Source organism: Enterococcus mundtii, assembly GCF_002947535.1.
Lineage (GTDB): Bacteria > Bacillota > Bacilli > Lactobacillales > Enterococcaceae > Enterococcus_B > Enterococcus_B mundtii_B.
The window spans coordinates 33135-53499 of the sequence record NZ_PUAP01000017.1; the positions used below are offsets into that span (position 1 = coordinate 33135).

15 protein-coding genes, 1 riboswitch and 2 other annotated features are annotated in these 20365 nt (G+C 38.8%); of the genes, 1 reads left to right on the plus strand and 14 read right to left on the minus strand.

The features are described 5' to 3' along the window. Nucleotides 1–21: 21 nt before the first annotated feature. The 14 genes from CUS89_RS04895 to mgtA all read right to left on the minus strand — a co-directional run bounded on the left by CUS89_RS04895 (nt 22) and on the right by mgtA (nt 19187). On the minus strand, nt 22–861 hold the full coding sequence (locus CUS89_RS04895; protein ID WP_104871270.1) for a MetQ/NlpA family ABC transporter substrate-binding protein: 840 nt from the start codon (nt 859–861) through the stop codon (nt 22–24). 15 nt (nt 862–876) lie between these two features. Then, the gene (locus tag CUS89_RS04900) at nt 877–1557 is read right to left on the minus strand and encodes a methionine ABC transporter permease (protein ID WP_019723687.1); all 681 of its coding nucleotides are present in this window, start codon (nt 1555–1557) and stop codon (nt 877–879) included. Between the two features lies 1 nt (nt 1558). After that, on the minus strand, nt 1559–2632 hold the full coding sequence (locus CUS89_RS04905; protein WP_104871271.1) for a methionine ABC transporter ATP-binding protein: 1074 nt from the start codon (nt 2630–2632) through the stop codon (nt 1559–1561). 62 nt (nt 2633–2694) lie between these two features. Then, nucleotides 2695–2934 (minus strand) — a binding site (T-box leader). 39 nt (nt 2935–2973) lie between these two features. Next, nucleotides 2974–3208, minus strand: a binding site (T-box leader). A 123-nt stretch (nt 3209–3331) separates the two neighbouring features. Further along, on the minus strand, nt 3332–4006 hold the full coding sequence (locus CUS89_RS04915) for an HAD family hydrolase (protein ID WP_104871346.1): 675 nt from the start codon (nt 4004–4006) through the stop codon (nt 3332–3334). Nucleotides 4007–4119: 113 nt separating this feature from the next. Beyond that, nucleotides 4120–5592, minus strand: a complete 1473-nt coding sequence (locus CUS89_RS04920) for a helix-turn-helix domain-containing protein (RefSeq protein ID WP_104871272.1) — start codon at nt 5590–5592, stop codon at nt 4120–4122. After that, nucleotides 5570–6133 carry a hypothetical protein gene (locus CUS89_RS04925; RefSeq protein ID WP_104871273.1) on the minus strand — a complete coding sequence of 188 codons (564 nt, stop codon included), beginning with the start codon at nt 6131–6133 and terminating at the stop codon, nt 5570–5572. Before CUS89_RS04925 ends, CUS89_RS04920 begins: the two co-directional genes overlap by 23 nt. A 121-nt stretch (nt 6134–6254) precedes the next feature. Next, the gene (locus tag CUS89_RS04930) at nt 6255–7346 is read right to left on the minus strand and encodes a DUF916 and DUF3324 domain-containing protein (protein ID WP_104871274.1); all 1092 of its coding nucleotides are present in this window, start codon (nt 7344–7346) and stop codon (nt 6255–6257) included. A 154-nt stretch (nt 7347–7500) separates the two neighbouring features. After that, a complete protein-coding gene (locus CUS89_RS04935) occupies nt 7501–8238 on the minus strand; it encodes a WxL domain-containing protein (protein WP_104871275.1) in 738 nt (245 codons plus the stop codon). Between the two features lie 16 nt (nt 8239–8254). After that, on the minus strand, nt 8255–9043 hold the full coding sequence (locus CUS89_RS04940; RefSeq protein WP_104871276.1) for a WxL domain-containing protein: 789 nt from the start codon (nt 9041–9043) through the stop codon (nt 8255–8257). 38 nt (nt 9044–9081) lie between these two features. Then, the gene (locus tag CUS89_RS04945; protein WP_104871277.1) at nt 9082–9807 is read right to left on the minus strand and encodes a WxL domain-containing protein; all 726 of its coding nucleotides are present in this window, start codon (nt 9805–9807) and stop codon (nt 9082–9084) included. Beyond that, complete coding sequence (locus CUS89_RS04950; RefSeq protein ID WP_104871278.1) at nt 9804–10181, minus strand: LPXTG cell wall anchor domain-containing protein; 378 nt, start codon at nt 10179–10181, stop codon at nt 9804–9806. The genes CUS89_RS04945 and CUS89_RS04950 overlap by 4 nt, the downstream gene beginning before the upstream one ends. Nucleotides 10182–10212: 31 nt before the next feature. Continuing rightward, complete coding sequence (locus CUS89_RS04955) at nt 10213–15048, minus strand: hypothetical protein (protein WP_104871279.1); 4836 nt, start codon at nt 15046–15048, stop codon at nt 10213–10215. A gap of 456 nt (nt 15049–15504) precedes the next feature. Continuing rightward, nucleotides 15505–15642, minus strand: a complete 138-nt coding sequence (locus CUS89_RS16055; protein WP_181055312.1) for a hypothetical protein — start codon at nt 15640–15642, stop codon at nt 15505–15507. An 896-nt stretch (nt 15643–16538) separates the two neighbouring features. Next, nucleotides 16539–19187 (minus strand): magnesium-translocating P-type ATPase, encoded by a 2649-nt coding sequence (gene mgtA, locus CUS89_RS04960; protein WP_104871280.1) that lies wholly within the window; start codon nt 19185–19187, stop codon nt 16539–16541. A gap of 341 nt (nt 19188–19528) precedes the next feature. Continuing rightward, a riboswitch (M-box (ykoK) riboswitch) is annotated at nt 19529–19701 on the minus strand. Between the two features lie 144 nt (nt 19702–19845). On the opposite strand from mgtA, the gene ndk reads away from it, so the two are divergent. Next, nucleotides 19846–20280, plus strand: a complete 435-nt coding sequence (ndk, locus tag CUS89_RS04965; RefSeq protein WP_019722456.1) for a nucleoside-diphosphate kinase — start codon at nt 19846–19848, stop codon at nt 20278–20280. Nucleotides 20281–20365: the final 85 nt, after the last annotated feature.

The following is a 20365-nucleotide window of genomic DNA, read 5'->3' on the forward strand; positions in this document are numbered from 1 at the left end:
ATTTCCTCCAGTTTGCTTTTTTTATTTTTTACCAAATGTTTCCCAAGCAGGTACGCTTGATCCTTTTGATGTTTCTTCAATCACTTTTGCTGTTTCTGCGGTTTGATACGTATCGACGATTTTTTGGTACGTTTCATTATTTTCATCTTCTTTTCTTGCCACAATAATATTGACATATGGTCTGGCGCTGTCATCGACAGGTTCTAAAAAGATCGCATCACTCGTTGGGTTCAATCCTGCATCGACTGCCACACCACTGTTGATTACTGAAAGATCCACGTCATTCAATGCACGAGCTGTTTGTGAGGCATCCAGTTCAGAAATGTCTAGGTTCTTTGTATTTTCAGTGATATCTGAAGTAGTCGGCGTTTGGCCTTTCGCTGGATCAACTTTGATCAAACCAGCTGTTTGTAGCAATAGCAACGCACGTCCGCCATTTGTGACATCGTTAGGAATAGCTACTTTTGCACCATCCTCGATATCATCAGTGGATTGGATCGTATTGGAATAGATTCCTAACGGTGCATTTACTGTGTTGCCGATCGAGACTAGATCCGTTCCGTGCTCTGTATTGTAGTTATCTAAAAAGAATTGATGTTGAAAAGCGTTGAGGTCGATCGAGCCATCCGCTAATGCGGCATTCGGTTGGTTATAGTCGGTAAATTTCACGTATTCTAATTCAATGTCTTCTTTTGCTAGACGTTCTTTGACATCATCCCAGACATCAGTGTCCTCTCCAATGATCCCAAGTTTTACTGTCGTTTGTTTGCTTGCATCTGTTTCAGCATTTCCTTGGCTACAGCCAGCCAACCAAATAAGTGCAACAAAAGCGAGTACTGTATAACGAATGATTTTTTTCATGATGATTCCTCCAGTTTAATGTGATATTTTTTTGATCAATAAGTTGCTGATCCATTGACTTAAGAAAACAAGGATCAAGATCAACAAAGTGGCGACGATAGTCACGTCTGTTTGAAAACGATTATACCCACGAGAAATAGCTAGGTTTCCTAATCCTCCTGCCCCAACTGCTCCTGCCATGGCAGTCAAGCCAATGACATTGATGATCGTCAATGCAGAAACACGAATGATCCCTGGCAATCCTTCGATCAAATAGACTCTAAAAACGATCCCTAATGGACTGGTTCCCATTGATTCGGCCGCTTCAATCACTCCAGGATCTACTTCTAACAACGCATTTTCTACTTGTCGAGCAAAAAATGGCACAACCCCAAAGATCAAAGGAACCAAAGCGGCTTTCGCGCCAATCGTAGTACCGACTAAAAATCGAGTCGTCAATGCCAGTAAAGAAAGTAAAATGATAAAGGGAATCGAGCGGACAACATTGATGACTTTGTCTAGTACCTCATAAAGCAAGCGATTTTCAAGCAGACCTTTCGGACGAGTCACAACGAGTACGATCCCAAAACCGAGACCGATCACACCTCCGATCAAAGCGGTCCAAAAAGACATATACAACGTTTGTTTCGTCGCTTCAATAAATTCATCGGGTATCAAATAGACATTGGGTAAATAGGTTTCTAAGAAATGTGTCATATCAGCGTCCTCCTTGAATCACTTTCATTTCCTTACTTGCTCCGTTTTTTTGTAAAATCGTTGCTTGTACACCAGATTCAATAAGATAAGCCAAGGCTTTTTCTCTTTGATGGATCTCTCCTGATAAAGTAACGATCAATCGTCCTAATGGGGTTTCTTGTAATAGTTCTACATTGCCGTATAAAATATTCGCACTGACTTGGTATTTGCTATAAAGTTGTGCGATCAACGGTTCATTCGTTTGTGTGCCCACATAACTCAATTCCACTAACCATTTATTCGTCAACTGATCTGCAAAAGCATGGTGCGAGCGAATCGTTTCTAATGCTTGGTCAACGTGGGTGGCTGTTCGGATAAACTCTTGCGTCAAAACTTCTTTTGGTGCACTGAAAATCTGAACGCTACTTCCTTGTTCAATCACTTCTCCGTTTTCCATCACAGCTACTTTGTTACAAATTTCTTTAACGACTTGCATCTCATGTGTGATCAAGACGATCGTCAATCCTAATTGTTGGTTCAATTTTTTCAACAAAGCTAAAATCTGATGCGTCGTTTTTGGATCTAAGGCACTCGTTGCCTCATCACAAAGTAATACTTGTGGATCACTGGCTAATGCACGAGCGATAGCAACTCTTTGCTTTTGTCCTCCTGAAAGTTGTTTTGGATAAGCAGTAGCTTTTTCTTCTAACCCGACTAATGTTAGAAGCTCATTGACTTTTTGACGACGCTCCTGTTTCGATTTTTTCGTATATTTCAACGAGAAATCGACGTTGTCAAAAATCGTGCGACTTTCCATTAGGTGAAAATGTTGAAAAATCATCCCGATCGATTTTCGTTCTTTTCGTAATTCTTTCGGGGATAGTTGCCCTAGCTCTGTTCCATTGATGATTACTTTGCCACTTGTTGGTTTTTGTAACAGGTTCATGACACGTACCAACGTACTTTTCCCAGCACCTGAATAACCAACGATACCGTAAACATCTCCTTTAGCAATCGAAAGATCCACCTGTTTCACTGCCTGGATCGTCTTTTCTTTTTGTTGGAAAGAAACATTTATTGCTTGTAATTCAATCATTTTTACTCCTCCTTCGATTTGACGATAAAAAAGGCATCCTCAAGAAAATGACTCATCACTTTCTTGAGGACGCCTTTTTGCGTGTTACCACCTCATGTTCAAGTTACACTTACATGTAACTCCTCTTCGAGTACAAACATACTCTAGCAAGTTAACGGTTGCGACCGTCACCGTCTCACAATTTTGCTCGGGGTGAATTGCTCAATAGCCATTTTCCAAACATGCCGCCTTGCTTCTTCTCAGCTACCGAAGCTCTCTGTTAAAGGTTTTTGTATTTGTACTTACTATTTCAACGCAAAAAATATATAAAAAAAATCCTTTTATCAGCATAAATCTACTGATAAAAGGACGACGTATCGTGGTACCACCTTTATTCGGAAGTTTCCTTCCCTCGATCCAACATCTCTTGACGAGAGATTGGTTGTCCGTTTTAACGGTCAGACATTTCCGAACTTGCCTACTTATCGACAAGTTATTCTCCAAGGCCATTTTTCAACTTTTCTTACTTGACTCTTTCCACCAACCAGAGCCTCTCTTTGAAGTTTCCAAGTTTACTTTCCTTATCAACGAATCCATATTTGGTTGTTGAGAACACTTTATCTAAGTGAAAACAAAAAGTCAAGCAAGAAATTTAAAAAAATAAGCACTCAGTCGATTGATAAATAAAAAAATCGTTGGTGGCACTGGATTTCCAGCCGCTTATTTTTTTCCTTTTTGTTTTTCTAACATCTCCAACACGATCAAAAGATCGGTACCTTCTGCTAAGATCGATAAATCTGCTTTTTCTCTTTCGGTATAAGCCCGATCAAAGCTTGAATCTGGAATCAAAACAACACCCATTCCTGCTCGTGATGCGGAGGTCGCACCAACCAAAGAATCTTCCACTGCAAAGGCTTCTGACGCTGTCAATCCCGACCGCTCTAGCGCAGTTAGATAAGGAATTGGTGAAGGTTTATTTTCAGACACTTCATCCCCAAAGGTATATGTATGAAAATAAGGCTTCAAAGAAAATTGATCCAAAATATTGGTTGCTCGTTTTGTTACCGTCGTCGTTGCGAGACCAAGAATGAGTTTTTGGTCATGCAATTCTTTCAATACTTCTTTTGCATGAGGTTTTAATTGGATAGCGCCACTATGCAGTTGTTGATAAAAATATTCTTCGCGTTTTTCGCGAACCTTTTGTACCATCTCCGGTGTTCCCGCCATTTCGATCAACAAATCATAGCTTTGTTTCCAATTTTTCCCACCCCATGTATCAACGATTTCTTGAGGTATTTCGATATCGAATTGCTTGAATCCCCATAACCATCCATCACGATAAGTTTTTTCTGTATCAACTAATAGTCCATCTAAATCAAATATTGCACCCTTCATATCCACTGATCCTTTCAAAAAACAATACATCTAGTGTATCATGTTTTCCCCTGCAAACCAATGAAATTTCTAGCATTTTTGTTATGAGTGGTAATTACACTCACCCTCCGTACTTAATTATTCGGATTCATTTTAGTTATTTTATTTCTACGAATCTTTAATAATTGATTCGTAAAATTAGCCCAATCGACTGCCCTTGGAGGAACTAACCAAATGATTTGGAACAAATCTCCAGAAGAACAGATTTCTTTATCTGTTAAGAGTAGATCTGTTTCATCATCTGCCTTCGTTTGGTAGATGATATTCAAGTCTGAGATTTTCTGGATATTATTTTTGATCAGTGCATTGAATTGTGGCCCAAAGGAAAAATCAATACAAATACGAAGCGGTTTCAATTGCTGATCGATGGGTAATACATCCATCATCACTAACACATAATGAAAGAACAAAAATTCTTTTGCGCGCCAAATTTGCTTGTTCTTTTTTTGTTTTTTGATGTAATCTCTGCAAAACAAAAAATATTCTGGATACATTTCATAAAAATAAGTGACATCCAGGTTGTTATTGTCATCAATATTTTCTTCTTTGAAATATTTGATCTTCAAATGCAAGACCGTCAACTGTCTTCTGATTTCCTTTAGCTGATTCTCCGAGAGAATAAATGATCGCTCTAGTTCTTCCAGAAACAAGTCATTCAACGCAAGTATTTCCTTTAGTGTCACTCCCTCAATCAGTTCTGGCTCATTGATTGCTCCTTCGACAACAAGATAAGCAAAGATCTGTTGCGCTTCGCTATATAGCTCTTTTTCCGTATCGATCTTTGCCTCTTTTTCAAGCCAAGAAAAGATGATTCGAAAGAAATCATTTGTTTCTAACATTTTTTTATTGAATGTCAATTGACTTTTTTTATTCTCGGACATTCGCCAACCTTGCTTTATTCGAATCAAGCTGACTGAAAGAAAATGTTGGAGTTTTGTTTCACTAAAACCTGTAAAAGCAGCAGCGAATTTCGGTTCAAGCAACCGGATCAATTCTTCCACTGGTTTCGTGATCTCCGATGGATAAACCGAATAAGCCCGTCCGTATAATTTGGTGAAATAAAACGTCACCAATCCACGTACAGAGCCTTCTTCCCCACTTAGTAAGAATTTTTTTGTGACTGTAAGTTCTTTATCTGCTAATCTCGTACGCATGTCTTTCAGCTTTTGGTAGACGAGGGGATGACTGATATAATTCTTGATCGCATAGTCATTGACAGATTCGAACGTTTCAAAAAATATTTCTTGTAACATCAAAAAACCAAAGGAATGGCGGACATACATTTCTCCTAAAATCGTCGAATTTCCTCGACCACTCTCAATCAGTCGGACGTTATTTCCTTCGAAAAACAGTTGAAATTCATCCGTTAGCCCATAGTCCACAAAATCATGTGACAATTCTTCCATTGACTTATTCAGCAAAAAATAAGAGATATCCAATTCTTCCAGCACTTTTTCATGATTTTCAATTAAAAGTGGCTTTGTTTCCAAATAACGTAGCAACTCTAACTTTCGTTGTGCTGGCTTATCTAAAAATAGTTTGAACATTTTGATTTCCTCTACCTTCTGGTTTTTCTCCATAGAGTATCGTACCTGAAAATAAGTAGCTCATTGCTGCCATTTGACTATTATCTGAACTAGCAGAACCTGAACCACTCGACTGTGGCAACATCACTTGGTTATGAGAGTGATCATCAGAAAAAAATTGATCATCTAAGGTTATTTTACGCGATGTACTAGCAATCTGGCTAATAATATCACCATGGTTATCCAATGATTTGGGTTTGCTTGGTTGCTTTTTTTTAGGAATCGAAGAATCTTGATTAGGCAATTCGACTTGCGCTTGTTCTTCAACTTCTGACTTTTCGTTATTTATAATTGCAGTATCTTGTGATTGTTCAGTGTGTTCAACCTCTGCTTCTTGCTCATCCGCCACAGGCGGTTGGGGAGTAACTGGTTGAATTTGAATTTGCTCTGTTGGATTCAACGGATCATAAATGATCGTCTCTGCATCTATATAAACGGAAGATTCAAAATAGACAACAGCGAACAACAGTGTTCCTAATATGGCGATTTTTTGTTTTTTCATTTCTCTCCCCCTTTTTTGATTAAACATTTTAAATTAGTGAAACCATACGTTTTCAAGCAAAAATTGTCTGACTGATCTTATCTAATTGATCAGTCAGACGTTTTTTTATCAGGGATTGATATTATTTATTTTCAGATTCGTCTTCTTCTTTTTGTTTTTTTCTTTTCCAAAAAATAATTAGAAGTAGAAGAATCAATAATAATAGGATACCGAATAATAGATACATCCAAGTATTGTCTTGTTCGATCGTCACATCTTTTTCGTTTAATTCTCTAGCAACTTCGCCTTTGATTTCAAAGTCTTTTTCAAATTCCCATTTATATTTGTAGGTTTCTTCAGAGCCACTAGAAGTTTTAACTTTGTATTCCCCGTCTTCCGCTTTTTCACCGTAAGCAGTCATCTTCATCGTATATTTGCCGGCTTCCAACTTTTCACCATTTAAAGAAATTGGGTAATCAAAGTGAGAATTAGGCGCCATTTGCATACTTTCCGTTTGACTCTCATAGAGTGTTTCATCTGATCCTTGTTTCGTGATCGTTGTTGCTACATTCAATTGATTCAAGTAAGCCGCTTGAGGATTTTGCAAATGCACATTGATCACATTTCTCGCATTGACCTGGGCTGGTTCCACATTAGTGGCTTTGAGATCAGGCTTGATAGCTGTCCTATTTTGACGGATCAATAATGCAACTACGTAAGAGTACTCATTTTTGATGGCTAATCCTTTATCCTCTGAAGAAGACCCTTGAGTTTCATCCGTTTTTTCTTTAAAAGTGATCCCGCCTGCCATGACACCATCAAATGTTTCTGCTGGCATAGTGACTGTGATTGGTACGGTCACTTCCGCATGTTTAGGTAACGTCACTTCTGGCTCTGCTTTTGCATAATCTTTTAAATTATAAACTAAACTATCATCGGGTTCAATTTTATTTTCACCGTACTCCACCACACCATTCAAATTCGTTGTGGCACTGTTGATCGTGGTTTCGATCGTGATATCGTTGTCTGTGTCATTGCGTAGTTGGACTTCGATTGTTTGTTGCTTGTCAGGTTCCATCATTAGATCGAAATATGTTTTTTCATTATCGATTTGATTTTCGGGAATCACTGGGGTAACCGCAAAATTAAATTCTGAGGCAAACGTTGTTGGAACTGGAAACATACTTAGCATGGCAACAATGAGACTGACAATAAGGATAAATCTTTTTTTCATAATTTTTTAACTCCCTGATAAATTAGATGTTGGGCGTGGATCTGACAGAAATGCACTATCCTAGTAAAGCAACAAATTTTACTGATCCATTCCGAATTTTTAGAGGTCAAGACAAAATTTCTTTCGTTTTTGTCTTGACCACAATTGTTTTTTATTAGTTTCCTGGTGCGTCTGTTAACACCCAAGTGAACGTTGTTTGATAAGCTTTTGCGTATTTTGTCGTTGAACCTGGCACTTCTAATGCAATACTCTTTTTCGCAGTATCCACTGAATTTCCCCAGTCCATCAAATAGGTTCCGGCACCTTCACCATTTTTCGCACTCATCACTAATGATTCACTACCACTTGGATCTAAGCTGAAACTCGCAACCCCTGTTGGTTTGGCTGATTGTGAACCAGTCACGACATTACCATTTGATAATGTGATTTTCGCACCTGTCAATTCTTGATCTTCCGCTGTTTTGAATTGTGCATTTTGTTTTACTTTCAATGTCCAACCTGTTTCAGTTCCGCGGTTGTCAGATACTTGAACAAAGTTTGGTCCTTCTTTTTCAACATCACTTGCATCTTTATATTTTTGTGCTGCCGCATAGTATGTTTGTGTTTTCGACGTGATTTTTTGTTCACCGAAGACTAGGCTTGAAGCAAAGTCGATCGATAACGGGCCATTTGTACCTGGGTTTGGTTTACCATCAGGATTTGTTGGATCAACTGGCGTCACTGGTTGTTCTGGATCAAGTGGATCAACTGGATCAGTCGTCTCTGTATTTGGTACATAATTGATGACACCGTTTGAAGTATACTCTCCACCATCAGCTGCTGCTACGCTAACTGTGCTGAATACTCCACCTAATAACATTGTTGATAATAAGATCATTTGTGATTTTTTCATTTTATTTTCTCCATTCTTAATTTCCTGGGGTATCGGATAGATTCCAAGTTAATATTGTTGAATACGTCACTGCATCTTTCGGTGTTTTACCTGGGATGGTCAATGAAACACTTTTCGAAACCACTGAGGATACGTCTTTATTTTTTTGGTCTTTCATTGTGATTGTCTCCACTTTGTCACCCCATGCTTCGATCCATGTGCCAGAACCTGCATCTTGTTCTGCCCGTAGAACAATCGATTCTGCACCATTTGGATCTAAGGCGATCTCTGTGGTAGCAATCGGTGCAGCCACACCTTCTGCATTTGATTTAACTACTGGATCTTGTAATTCTATTACCGCGCCTGTCAACGTTTTGTTTAATGTATCATTGTTCTGAAATTGACCGTTTTGACATACTTTTAATGTCCAACCAGCGTTGTTGCCTCGGTGATCAGATACTTGGACATAATCTGGAGTGACTAGATCAGAAAGTGTCCCATCATCGTTTACATAAGTTTGCGCTTTGGCATAATAGGTTTCTGTTTTATTCGATATCTTATTCATGCCGAAATCAAAACTTGAAGCAAAGTCGATGGATAGTGGGCCTTTTGTTCCTGGTTCTGGGTCCGTTCCATCTGGATTAGTTGGATGAACCGGTTTGTCTGGATCAGGGTCGATTGGATTGACTGGATCGGTTGGTTCCGTATCAGGTATAAAATTGACCGTACCATTACTTGTATACTTCGCTTGATCGACCGCTTGGACGGTAACCGTTACTCCTGTCAAAAGACTAATGATCATTAAACCACTTACTGTTTTTTTCATACAATCCCCCAAAGTGATTCATTTTCTGCCTTTTTCTTTTATGGTGCTGGAGTGGATTTAAGGCTCCATGTCAATGTGGTACTATATTCTTTCGCTAATTTGACCGTTTTACCTGGCACGTTAAGTTTTACAGCAGTTGCGCCTTCTGTTGCATCTGTACCAAATTTGTAGATCCAAGTTCCCATACCTTTACCCGCATCAGCAGTCATCAAGACTGATTCGCTTCCAGGAGTCAATGTGTTTTGTGTCACTAGATCTGGTTTGTATTGATCATCCATGATCGATGCACTTGCACCGTTACTTAAGGATAGTACTGCACCCGATAACTCTTCCGCTGCGGCAGTTTTGAATTGCGTATCTTGCTTGACAGATAAGCTCCAACCTTCTTGTGTTCCACGTTTGTCTGTTACTTGTACGTAGTTCGGTCCATCTGTACCATTTTCGAATGTTTGGACCTGCGCATAGTAATCTTTTGTGACAGTAGTGATTTTTTGTTTTCCAAATTGGAAGCTTGAAGCAAAATCAATTGATAATGGTCCGTTCGTCCCTGGGTTTGGTCCATTTGGATCAGTTGGATCAACTGGTTTTACCGGACTTGTGGGATCAGTTGGATCAACCGGATTTGTCGGATCGGTATCTGCTTCAAAAGCAATCACACCGTTTGTTTCATAGCTTGCAGTTTCATCTGCAGCAAATACTGTGCTTGTTCCTAGTAATGTACTAAATAAAATAATTCCAGCTGTTAACAACGTTGTCTTTTTCATTTTTCTCTTCTTCTCCTTTTTATAACAATAATTATCAACACGATCAAAAGAAGGAAACTTCCAATAATCGTAAATTGTTTACTCCTGTATTCTCCAGTTTTTGGTAACTGTTTGCTATCTCCTTGTATCGCCTCTTGCTCCACAGTTGTTCCATTTTTTCTAGAGGCCGTTTGATCGTCTTGAGTAGAGCTGGGTGAAGTTGGCTCACCCACTCCTTCTTCAGAACTGCTAGTTTCATCTTCAGGATATTCATAGGTGCCATAAAACCCTGTGACACCTTCACTTTTGATTGATTGCTCTTCTGCTAAACCAATTGGTGCTTGACTAAAAAGAAGACTTAACAAGACAAGGATCTTCCACCTTTTATTCTTCATCTTTCCCACCTATTCTCTATCGTCGTGTTTTCTATGGGTTACCAGGGGCGGCAACCAATGACCATGATAACGTTCCTTGATAACTTCCGACTTTTTGTTTTTCGGGAGGAACAGTTAACTTGATTCCTTTGTTGTTCGCTTGTCCCCACTCTTGATTGACAAGATATTCACCATTTGTCGTTAGTGTCTTTTCTTCCACGATCACTGCATTTGGTCCGAGTACGGTATTCTTTGTACCGTCTGTAAATGAAAGTGCATTAGAAAGTTGGGTTGTCCCAGAAGTCAAAGGTTGTTTTTCAGTGACTGTCAATTGCCAGCTGTCCCGTTCAGAACCTCTTGTATCTTTCACGATCAAATTCCCTTCGATCAATGGCCAATACGTTTGAGTCGTTGTCTTAACTTTTTGTGTCTCGAAATTCATCGCGTTTGGTACTTCTTTTAGCTCTAATGTACCTGTAATTGCTACATTGATTATCTTTTCAGTTGTTATTCCATTTAGTTGATAGCTGTACGTCGTTGAAACATTTTTTAAAACTTCCGCTTCTGTCGTATCCTTGATTGCTGAAAACGTCGCGTCTGTCAACGTTGGTACTTGATTTCCACTGCCATCTGCTAGGATCACTTGTGCCAGTGTTCGTTGATTCAACTCTTGTTGAGACGTCAACGCATTAGCATCAGACAAACTCATCCGAATATCTTTTGCATAGACTGCAAAACTGCGATCTGTCGAAATCGTTGCTTCATTTTTTACAACAATCAAGTTTGCTTGTTGCTCCTTTTCATTCCCCGTCGTACCGACTTTGTAATCAATGACATGTTTTCTGGAAACTTCATCTGCTGCTAGTGGTTGCTTGATTTCATCCATCACATCAGCCGTGATCGAATCCGTAAAGAATGGACGTCCCTCTGCTTCCATCAATGATAAAATCGATTGTTTATCGACTAAATCTTGTGCTTCTTTTTCTGAAATGATCACATTTCTAGCAGAAAGCTCAGCTGCATTCGAGTACTTCACTTTGACTTCATAACTGTATTCGCTATCTGGCGATTGCCAATCGATCGTTGAAGAATCCTTTTGTTCAGCAATCGTTGTAGGCGTGTCTCCATTTTTTGTACTGATGATTTCTGCATGGTACAACCATGAACCAGTTGTTTGTGTTTCTGGTTCAAAGCTCAATTTTGGTGTGATACCTTTTCCTGATGGAATCACCAAGCGTCCTTTTTGAACTTTTGTACCTGCGGTTTCTGTTCCCCACGCATCCAAGACTAACGGCGCGTTCCCTTCTTTCACTTCACTGACATTATGAAAAATACTTCCTTCGCCTTGCGCGATACCAGGATCTTCTACTTCATAATCGATTACTGAACCAGGTATCGCGATACCATAACCACTACCGGATTTTGAGACATCGTTATCCCCGATGAAACTTTTCCCAGTTGCTTTTTCAGTTCCTCTGAAATTCAAAGGCGTTAGCTTTGTAGCATTGGCAATCGTTGGATTGATCGTCAAAACTTGATAGGCTTTATTTGCACCGAACCAGGTACCCGTACTGTCTACTTGCATGGCTGAATCTCCAGTAGTTGACTTGATCCAGACTAGTTCATCTTTTGTAGGATCAGGAAATTCGACATCTGAAATATTGACTTTTCCTGTTCCAGGAATCGTTTCTAAAGTGGCTTCATCTTCTATAGTCAATTTAGCTGCTGAAATTAAGTTACTAGAAGTTGAAACGCCGATCCCAGCATTTTTTGACAGATGGATGTTCCCAAATGAATGATAGGTCGTTGCATGATTGGCAGCAGTCGCAGATAAACCATTTTTGATATTTCCGCCATTTGCCATTAATTTCAATCCATTCGTTACATTTAATTCAGTGAAATTGACGATTCCTAAACCAGTTAGATTGACTGGATCTGTTTGATAGTTGTTTGTACCATCGACATTTTCACCAAAATTGAACACGACTTTGTTTGTACTGGCACTAGCGATCGTATTCGTAAAGTTATCACTGGCTGCACCACCGGATAAACCATTGATGCTGACCGCTCCTTGAACATTAGCAGTAACATTACGCAAAATTTTCCCACTGCTGATATTGGAATACTGTGTAGCATACAGATTACCGATACTAGAACCCTCCGCTTGGATATTCATCTGGATCGAACCATTTTTGGTGTACGCAGCATTGCTACCACCATCCCCATAAATGCTCGCACCATTTAAGGAATCCACACCTGGTTTGGTAAAGATATTCAACGTAATCGTATTGTCCGTATTTGTCCCCAAATTCGTATTTTGTCCATACGGTCGTCCACCTGTGATATACGTGTTACCTGGCAACTTGAATTCACCATCATAGTTTCGTAAATCAATGAGTAAACTAGCATTTCCAAGTAGTGACCCATAGTTTGTGATACCTCCGGAAAAGCCATTAGAACCAGTTCGCGGAGTACCAGAGAAGTTCCCCCCATAAATGCGATTATCTGAATTCCCAGTGACAGTATGTCCAGCACTTGCGCCATAGGATGCACCCATTGAAGCATTAATGACTCCTTCATAAACGGTCACTCCTACGTTTCCGACAATTTTTTTGTCATCCCATCCGCCACCGGACAAGAACCAGTCTACTTGACCATCATTGACGATGGTTTGTCCGTTACCATACACACGTGTACCTGCATAGCCCGTACCTTCTAACGTATCAGCGATTCCACCATTCAATATGTTTGAGCTATTTCCTTCAATAACCCCTGAATAAGAACCACCATAAGTCCATCGTGCTACGGTATTGTTTAATATTGTTTGTGTATCTCCTTTGATATAGATGTCCCATGTATCATTTGAAGCAGGATAGCCACCTCCACCTACAATGTCCCAAACCGAAGCTTCTCCACGATTTTTCTTCGTGGTCGAATAGGCTAAATCGGTTGGCATTGATCCGGAATAGGCAAAGCCAGCTCCGCCGATTGAACCATCTGCATTAGCCGTTCCAACTTCAATCGTTGTGTTGCCTTCGATGTAGCCACCGCGACCTGCTGCTGTTGTCCAAATTGCGCCATTATTGAATGAACCACTGACTAATTTTGAGGTGATGTTACCGAAGACTTTGAACTCTGCCGCAGCTTTGGCTAAATCAGCTCTTTGTTGTGGTGTATACGCATCATAGGTTGTTTCATTTGATGCCCCAATCCCACTTTTATTGAATTTAACAACGTTATTGCCAGCTCCCCCATTGAAGTCATTGATTCCACCGGCAGAGGGGGTTCCTGCTTTGATCGTATTTGTGATATTCCCAGTGACCGTACCGGTATAACGATTGCCGCCTTCAAATTCTGCCCGTCCAGCACTGTATAAACTACTATCCAAATTTGTTTCGATTCCGTCAGTTGAACGATTGGTTCCGATATTTCCTCGAGAGGACCTACCGATGAATCGTTCCCCTGCGCCGTACCAACGACCATAACCGGAAATGTTATTGGTTACTTTTCCACCAATGTTCCCGTAGATGACACCACCATAATAGGTACTTAATTGAAACCCTGTTGCACTATTTGTAATCCCGATAGTTGTAGATACAGTTCCCGTAACATTTGCTGTATTTGTCGCACTGGTTCCATTGCCACCACCGTATAAATTCGTGATTCGTCCGCCAGCATTATTGATGATCGTAGAGACGTTTCCATCAATGGTACCAATATTAGCTCCCCCTGCCAGTGTATTGATCCCACCGTTCGTATTGTTGATGACGATACTCGTGTTCCCTTTCAGTGTGCCACCATTTTGATTACCACCATAGATATTCCATGTATAAGAACCTGTCGTATTGATAGTGATCACCGGATTACCTACGACATCTCCTGAATTTGTTCCACCATAAATCGAAATACCATTACCATTTGCGCCCCCATTTAAATTCAAGCTGTGGCCATTCATATAGAAGTAAGAGCCGGTATAGCTAATATTTCGTAAAGTAATCGTTGAACCAAAGTAAGCATTCGCTGTAAAAGCAAGTGTTTTTGCACCAGATGGTACCGTTAAATCTTGTGTGATTGGATCATCTGAATGGCCAGTGATCACTAGTTTATTTACTTTATCTTTTAATGAAGCAAACGTAGCGTTAGTTGCATCGACCGTACTTGGAATATTGTTAGCTACTGTAGCAGCTGTTAATGTGACGTTTGATCCAATATACAGGACATAATCTTGCATATTGCCAGCATGATACAAATCATTTAATGCCGCTTTTACTCCGGCATCTGATGCAGCATATGTCTGGTAAGCTTGCGTGCTATCTGTGGGATTTGGTACAACAAGTACTTTCGTCTTATCCGCTGTAGCAATCGTATCTTTGATCGACGCATCTGTACTTTTCAAAGCACGTAATACTTGTTGTTTGAATACTGCTTTTAGTTGTAGATCCTTCGTCACTGTTAATTGGCTGAGTTCTTCATTCGTATAAAGTTTGCCTTCAACTTCCCAACCGCTCAATGATTGCTCAACCGCAAAACTCGGGATATCACTGCTTGCTAATTTTTCATTTTCCTTAACTATTGCTTCTTTAACTTCCGCTCCTGATTCGAATAAATGAGTGCTATCTGTCATAAAAGTCAAAGTAAAGCTTTTTTCTTCAGCCGTCGATTCTTGAGTCTCTGACTGTTTCACCTCCTCTTTTACTGCTTCTGTTGTCTGTGTGACTGTCTCTTCACTTTGCACGGCTTGATCAGTCGACTCTTCTGTTTGAGTTGTGGGTGATAGAGTGACTAGGTCATTTTCAGCGTCCACTGCCTGTACGACGGTTGACAATGGAGAAGTTATCCCTGAAAAAAGAAGCATTGCGGCAACACACATAACAATATTTTTTTTCATCTTATCTTCCCTTCTGCTTCATACAACAAAATTAACTGATTGATAATTATTATTGCTTGCTTGATTCTTTTTGTATTGTATAATGTTAAATCCAGTTATTTTTAAAAAAAATTTCTCATTTACTGAAAAAGGATTAATTTTTTTCAGAGCATATCATTTGACTTTTAAAAATAACAAGTGATTTTATAAATTCAATTAAAAGTAAAAAAAGCTGTTATATCAACGTTAATCATGAGGCGCTAATTCGCTTTATCTCCCATTTTCTTCTTATTTAATTTTATAGCATGAAAAACGAATAAAATTTTCATGAATTATAATGTAGTAAAGAACCAGCTATTTTTTTAACAGCTATTTTTTTCAAGTACTTTTTGTTGTTTTTTATTTCGAGATTGACATGATAATCTTACTTCTTTTGGTTTATTCTCATAAAATCACCATACTCGCTTTACTAAGAAGCTAGTGATTTTCTTCAATACGCATAATGATCACAGTCAAATTTCTTTCGTCAACTTTCTTTAATTGATTTTTTTCGCCAATGATCATGCGTAATCTCTTCAAAAATGAATACATACTATTTCCGAACACCATTTTCATAAATAAGCCACCATTCATAAAAATTTGCAAAATACAATTTTTCATGAATGATGGCTTATTTCGTTTGGACACTTCAGCTCCGACCTTATAAGATCAATTTTAGATTCCACTATTTTCTACTCAAACCTCTGTAACAAAAATTTTATCTACATGTCTCAACAAGATTAGCTACCATTCTAAACAAACGTCTATCATTGATAGACGGCAGCGCAACTATGCGTGACCGTAACCCCAACTACACTCACTAATAATCATTTCTTCGATTAAATCTATTTAGAGTAACTGTGACAATCCATCATTCCCGCTTTTATTGAATCAACGATTTCCTGAATACTCTTAAGATCATATCCTCTAAGAGCATCTCCCCCCTGGATTGCTTCAATTTATCCATCCTTCGCCTCCCTATCCCGTTGCAAGTAAAGACATGAGACAAATAATAAAGTTGATTCAATGTTTGATCGTATTTGCTATATCAATGGTTTATGGTTATTTAGCGTTTTTAAATCAAGCATTTTGATCCTTCATTGAATCATAGATTTTCTTCATCCAACATAACAATAGCTGGCAACGGGTAATAATAGATTGCTTTTACACAATCGCTCAAACATATTGTATAACGCTTGTTTCTGTTATATTTAAATATAATTTATCTTTTTTTGAAAAATCATTTAAATATAACTTATGAAAACGCTTGACTTTTGTAGTAGCGCAAATAAAAAAATAGATTAGGCATTTAAAATACCTAATCTATCAGCTTTTGAGTATTGAGGTTACTATGCAATGCTTCGCAAAAATTTTATAGAATAAGCGAGTCAATCAAATGAATAGCGATTTTTTATTGCCCCTACCTAAAAACTTCGCAAACTTTCTGTACAAAATCCATAAAAGACTTTCTTCTATAGTAATTCTCCAAATTTATTGATATAGATTTTTTTCATGAATGTAACTAATCCTAAATAAGCGGTAACTGTCACGATCAACCAAATCCAATAGTTACCTGGTAATGGTAACAAACCTAATTCTTTACCAAAATTAGTAAACGGAAGAACAGAACCTACTAGAATACCTAATGACGTAATTGAAAACATAATAAAAGTGGCATTGCTTTGCAAGAAAGGCACTTTAGGTGTCCGTAACGCATGTAACACTAAGGTTTGCGTCCATAAAGATTCAACAAACCAACCAGCATGGAACAATGCAATAAATAGAACTTGTTGCGAGCCAGTCAACGTATGGTAACTTCCACCAACTACTGCCGGGCAAATCACAAAGTACATCAATAGATAGGTCGTGATGTCAAAAACGGAACTCGTCGGTCCGAAGTACACCATAAATTTGCCAATACTTGATGCTTCCCATTTTTTTGGTTCATGCAAATATTCTTTATCCATTCTATCCCATGGTAATGAAATACAAGACACATCATAAATCAAATTCAAAAATAGGATCTGTAACGGTAGCATAGGTAAAAATGGAAGGAATGTACTAGCTACCAAGACAGAAAACATATTTCCGAAATTTGAACTAGCTGTCGCTTTGATGTATTTCATAATATTCCCGAAAGTCTCTCTACCTGACAGTAATCCTTTTTCTAAAATCATCAAATCTTTTTCTAACAAGATAACATCCGCTGATTCTTTCGCAATATCTACTGCTGTATCTACTGAAATACCGATATCTGCCACTTTCATTGCTGGTGCATCATTGATACCATCGCCTAAGAATCCTACTGTATGGCCATTATTACGTAAAGCTGTGGTTAAACGTGCTTTTTGTTGCGGATTCAATTTGACAAAGACATCATGTGCCTCAGCAACTTTTCCTAATTCCTTATCAGACATCTCAGCGATTTTCTCGCCAGTAATTAGTTCATTGATTTGTAACCCCACTTGTCGACAAACAGAGCGTGTAACTAATTCATTGTCACCGGTCAATACTTTTATGGCAACACCGTGATCTTTCAAAGCTTTCAAGGCTTGTTTCGTTGTTTCTTTTGGTGGATCAAGGAAAGCAAGGTAGCCAATCAAGACCATTTCTGACTCGTCTTTCACTGAAAATTCCCCAACGACACTTGGGTTCGTTTTTTGTGCGACACCAATCACACGCAAGCCATCTTCATTTAATTCTTTCACTTTTGCCAAAACGGTTTCTCTTTGTTCAGCAGTCAATGGTTTGACTTCACCACCAAGGTCGATATAAGAAGAGATACTTAACATTTCTTCGATTGCACCTTTTGTGATCATTTGCGTTTTTCCAGCTGGATCAGCCACCACGACACTCATTCTTCTGCGTTCAAAGTCAAAGGGGATCTCATCTACCTTTTGATAACGGATTTGCTCTGTATCCAATGTCTCAACTGCTTCGTCGATAATGGCAACATCCAAAAGATTTTTTAAGCCAGTTTGGTAGTAACTATTCAAGTAGGCGTGGCGCAGTACTCGGTCATTTTCATTTCCTTCACAATCCATGTGGTATTCTAAAATAATCTTATCTTGAGTCAATGTACCTGTTTTATCTGTACAAAGAACATCGATCGCACCAAAATTTTGAATGGCATTCAGATTTTTGATGACTGTTCCTTTTTTCGCCATGGCACTGGCACCTTTGACAAGATTTGTCGTAACGATCATAGGTAACATTTCTGGTGTCAATCCAACCGCGACTGATAAGCCAAACAAGAATGCTTCTAACCAGTCTCCTTTTGTAAATCCATTGATCACGATGACAGTTGGTGCCATCAATGCCATAAATTTGATCAATAACATTGATGTTTTTTGGATACCTAATTCAAAGCTTGTTTTTATCGGTTTTTGTGACAAGTTTTGTGCCACATGTCCAAACATCGTGTCGTTGCCAACAGAGATGATGATACCTTCTGCACTACCACTGATCACATTACTTCCCATGAATGCAATATTTTCATAACTCGTTTCACTTTGTGTTTTTCCGGAGCACACAGTCGCATGTTTTTCAACGGGATAACTTTCACCAGTCAAAGCTGCTTGTGAGATAAATAAATCTTTAGCAGAAAGCAATCGCATGTCTGCTGGGATCATATCTCCGGCTGACAAACGAACTTGATCGCCACAAACGATCTCTTCCATAGGAATTTCTTTGTATCCACCATCACGTTTAACAGCAGCTGTTACTTTTACCAATGATTTTAACTTTTCAGCAGCTTGGTTCGAACGTACGGATTGGATCAAGGTCATCGTGCCACTGACTAACACCATAGCAAAAATGATGATTACACCAAACAGATCTTTATCTGCTGGAGCGGCTAATAAATACTCGGTGATAAAAGAAATAATTCCTAAAGCAATCAATACTAATGTAAAAGGGGTGATAAACGCCTTGATCACTTCTACAATAAACGGCGTTTTCTTTCCATATGAAATACTGTTATTTCCATAAGCTTCTCTTAAATTTTCAACTTGTTCTGAAGACAAGCCTTTTTGTGTTGTTTGAAATAAGTCAAATAACTGTTGCTTGTTTTTACTAGCAAAACCAGCATAGACTTTTTTTGTTTCTTTCTTTTTTTCCATCTCGTGTTCCTCCTTTGATCTTATCAAGCACACACTATATCTGCTGTGCGCTTGATCGTTTATCTAATCAACGGAGACAGAGTGTTTTAAAGGCGCTGAGAACAGATAGATAATAGTCTCAACAGACCAACGCTTTGTCTCCTTGTACACCGGACTTTCATCCATTTGTTCTCATCTCCTTTCGTTTACTTACATTACTTTCTTGCCCTATTACTGGATACTTCAACTTCCCAACTTGATCACCCTCCAACACTTTTTATTTTGAAAAACAGATCGGTGACAAACAAAAAACCTTTCGCCAAAACTCAGCGAAAGGTCAAAAAAGTGCACAAAAAAAAGCATGGATGATCTACTCGTTGAGTTTTGGCACTATACAACGTAAAAAGCAAAAGAGCTTTTAGCTACCTTATGAAAAGCCTTATCTCGACAATTCCTGTTCTACCCATTGGCGTCTCTCGACATTTTTGGGCAGTAGCCTATGTTTGTATAGGAGCCTCACCTAACAAATCTTATTCAGTTTTTCCTCACCTAATGTAACAACTATTTGCTGGAATGTCAAACATATTTTCAAAAAAAATTGAAAGCACATGAGATTCGTTTGTCATGCCTTCTTTCTCTAGGTATAATAAATATATCACAACAGATCGGAGTGAAAGATATGGAACGTACACTTGTTATTATCAAACCTGATGGGGTAAGACGTCATCTGATTGGCCGAATCATCCAGCGATTTGAAGAAAAAGGATTCGCAATAGCTGAAATGAAATTCGCGACGATGACTGAAAAATTAGCAAAAGAACACTACCAACATTTATCTGGTCGAAGCTTTTTCGATGACTTGATCGACTATATGACTTCTGGTCCAGTCGTCTATCTGGTACTAACAGGTGAAGATGTGATCGATCTCGTACGCAAAATGGTCGGTGCAACAAAAGCAGCAGATGCCGTTCCTGGAACGATCCGAGGCGACTTTGCCTTACCTGGTACAGAAAATATCATCCATGCTTCAGATTCACGAGATGCAGCCAATACTGAGATCAACCGTTTCTTTCCACCATTCGATACGAAAAAAGTAGAAGATGCGAAGAAATGATTTTTTGTCAGTAACTGCTTGATTCCATAAAATCTTAATCATTTTCATTCATTTTCCAGTCCTTCTGATAGAGGTCATACTCCAC

Coding starts and splice junctions, on each gene's coding strand:
- CUS89_RS04895 (WP_104871270.1), bottom strand. CDS start 861: ATGAAAAAAATCATTCGTTATACAGTACTCGCTTTTGTTGCACTTATT.
- CUS89_RS04900 (WP_019723687.1), bottom strand. CDS start 1,557: ATGACACATTTCTTAGAAACCTATTTACCCAATGTCTATTTGATACCC.
- CUS89_RS04905 (WP_104871271.1), bottom strand. CDS start 2,632: ATGATTGAATTACAAGCAATAAATGTTTCTTTCCAACAAAAAGAAAAG.
- CUS89_RS04915 (WP_104871346.1), bottom strand. CDS start 4,006: ATGAAGGGTGCAATATTTGATTTAGATGGACTATTAGTTGATACAGAA.
- CUS89_RS04920 (WP_104871272.1), bottom strand. CDS start 5,592: ATGTTCAAACTATTTTTAGATAAGCCAGCACAACGAAAGTTAGAGTTG.
- CUS89_RS04925 (WP_104871273.1), bottom strand. CDS start 6,133: ATGAAAAAACAAAAAATCGCCATATTAGGAACACTGTTGTTCGCTGTT.
- CUS89_RS04930 (WP_104871274.1), bottom strand. CDS start 7,346: ATGAAAAAAAGATTTATCCTTATTGTCAGTCTCATTGTTGCCATGCTA.
- CUS89_RS04935 (WP_104871275.1), bottom strand. CDS start 8,238: ATGAAAAAATCACAAATGATCTTATTATCAACAATGTTATTAGGTGGA.
- CUS89_RS04940 (WP_104871276.1), bottom strand. CDS start 9,043: ATGAAAAAAACAGTAAGTGGTTTAATGATCATTAGTCTTTTGACAGGA.
- CUS89_RS04945 (WP_104871277.1), bottom strand. CDS start 9,807: ATGAAAAAGACAACGTTGTTAACAGCTGGAATTATTTTATTTAGTACA.
- CUS89_RS04950 (WP_104871278.1), bottom strand. CDS start 10,181: ATGAAGAATAAAAGGTGGAAGATCCTTGTCTTGTTAAGTCTTCTTTTT.
- CUS89_RS04955 (WP_104871279.1), bottom strand. CDS start 15,048: ATGAAAAAAAATATTGTTATGTGTGTTGCCGCAATGCTTCTTTTTTCA.
- CUS89_RS16055 (WP_181055312.1), bottom strand. CDS start 15,642: ATGAAAATGGTGTTCGGAAATAGTATGTATTCATTTTTGAAGAGATTA.
- mgtA (WP_104871280.1), bottom strand. CDS start 19,187: ATGGAAAAAAAGAAAGAAACAAAAAAAGTCTATGCTGGTTTTGCTAGT.
- ndk (WP_019722456.1), top strand. CDS start 19,846: ATGGAACGTACACTTGTTATTATCAAACCTGATGGGGTAAGACGTCAT.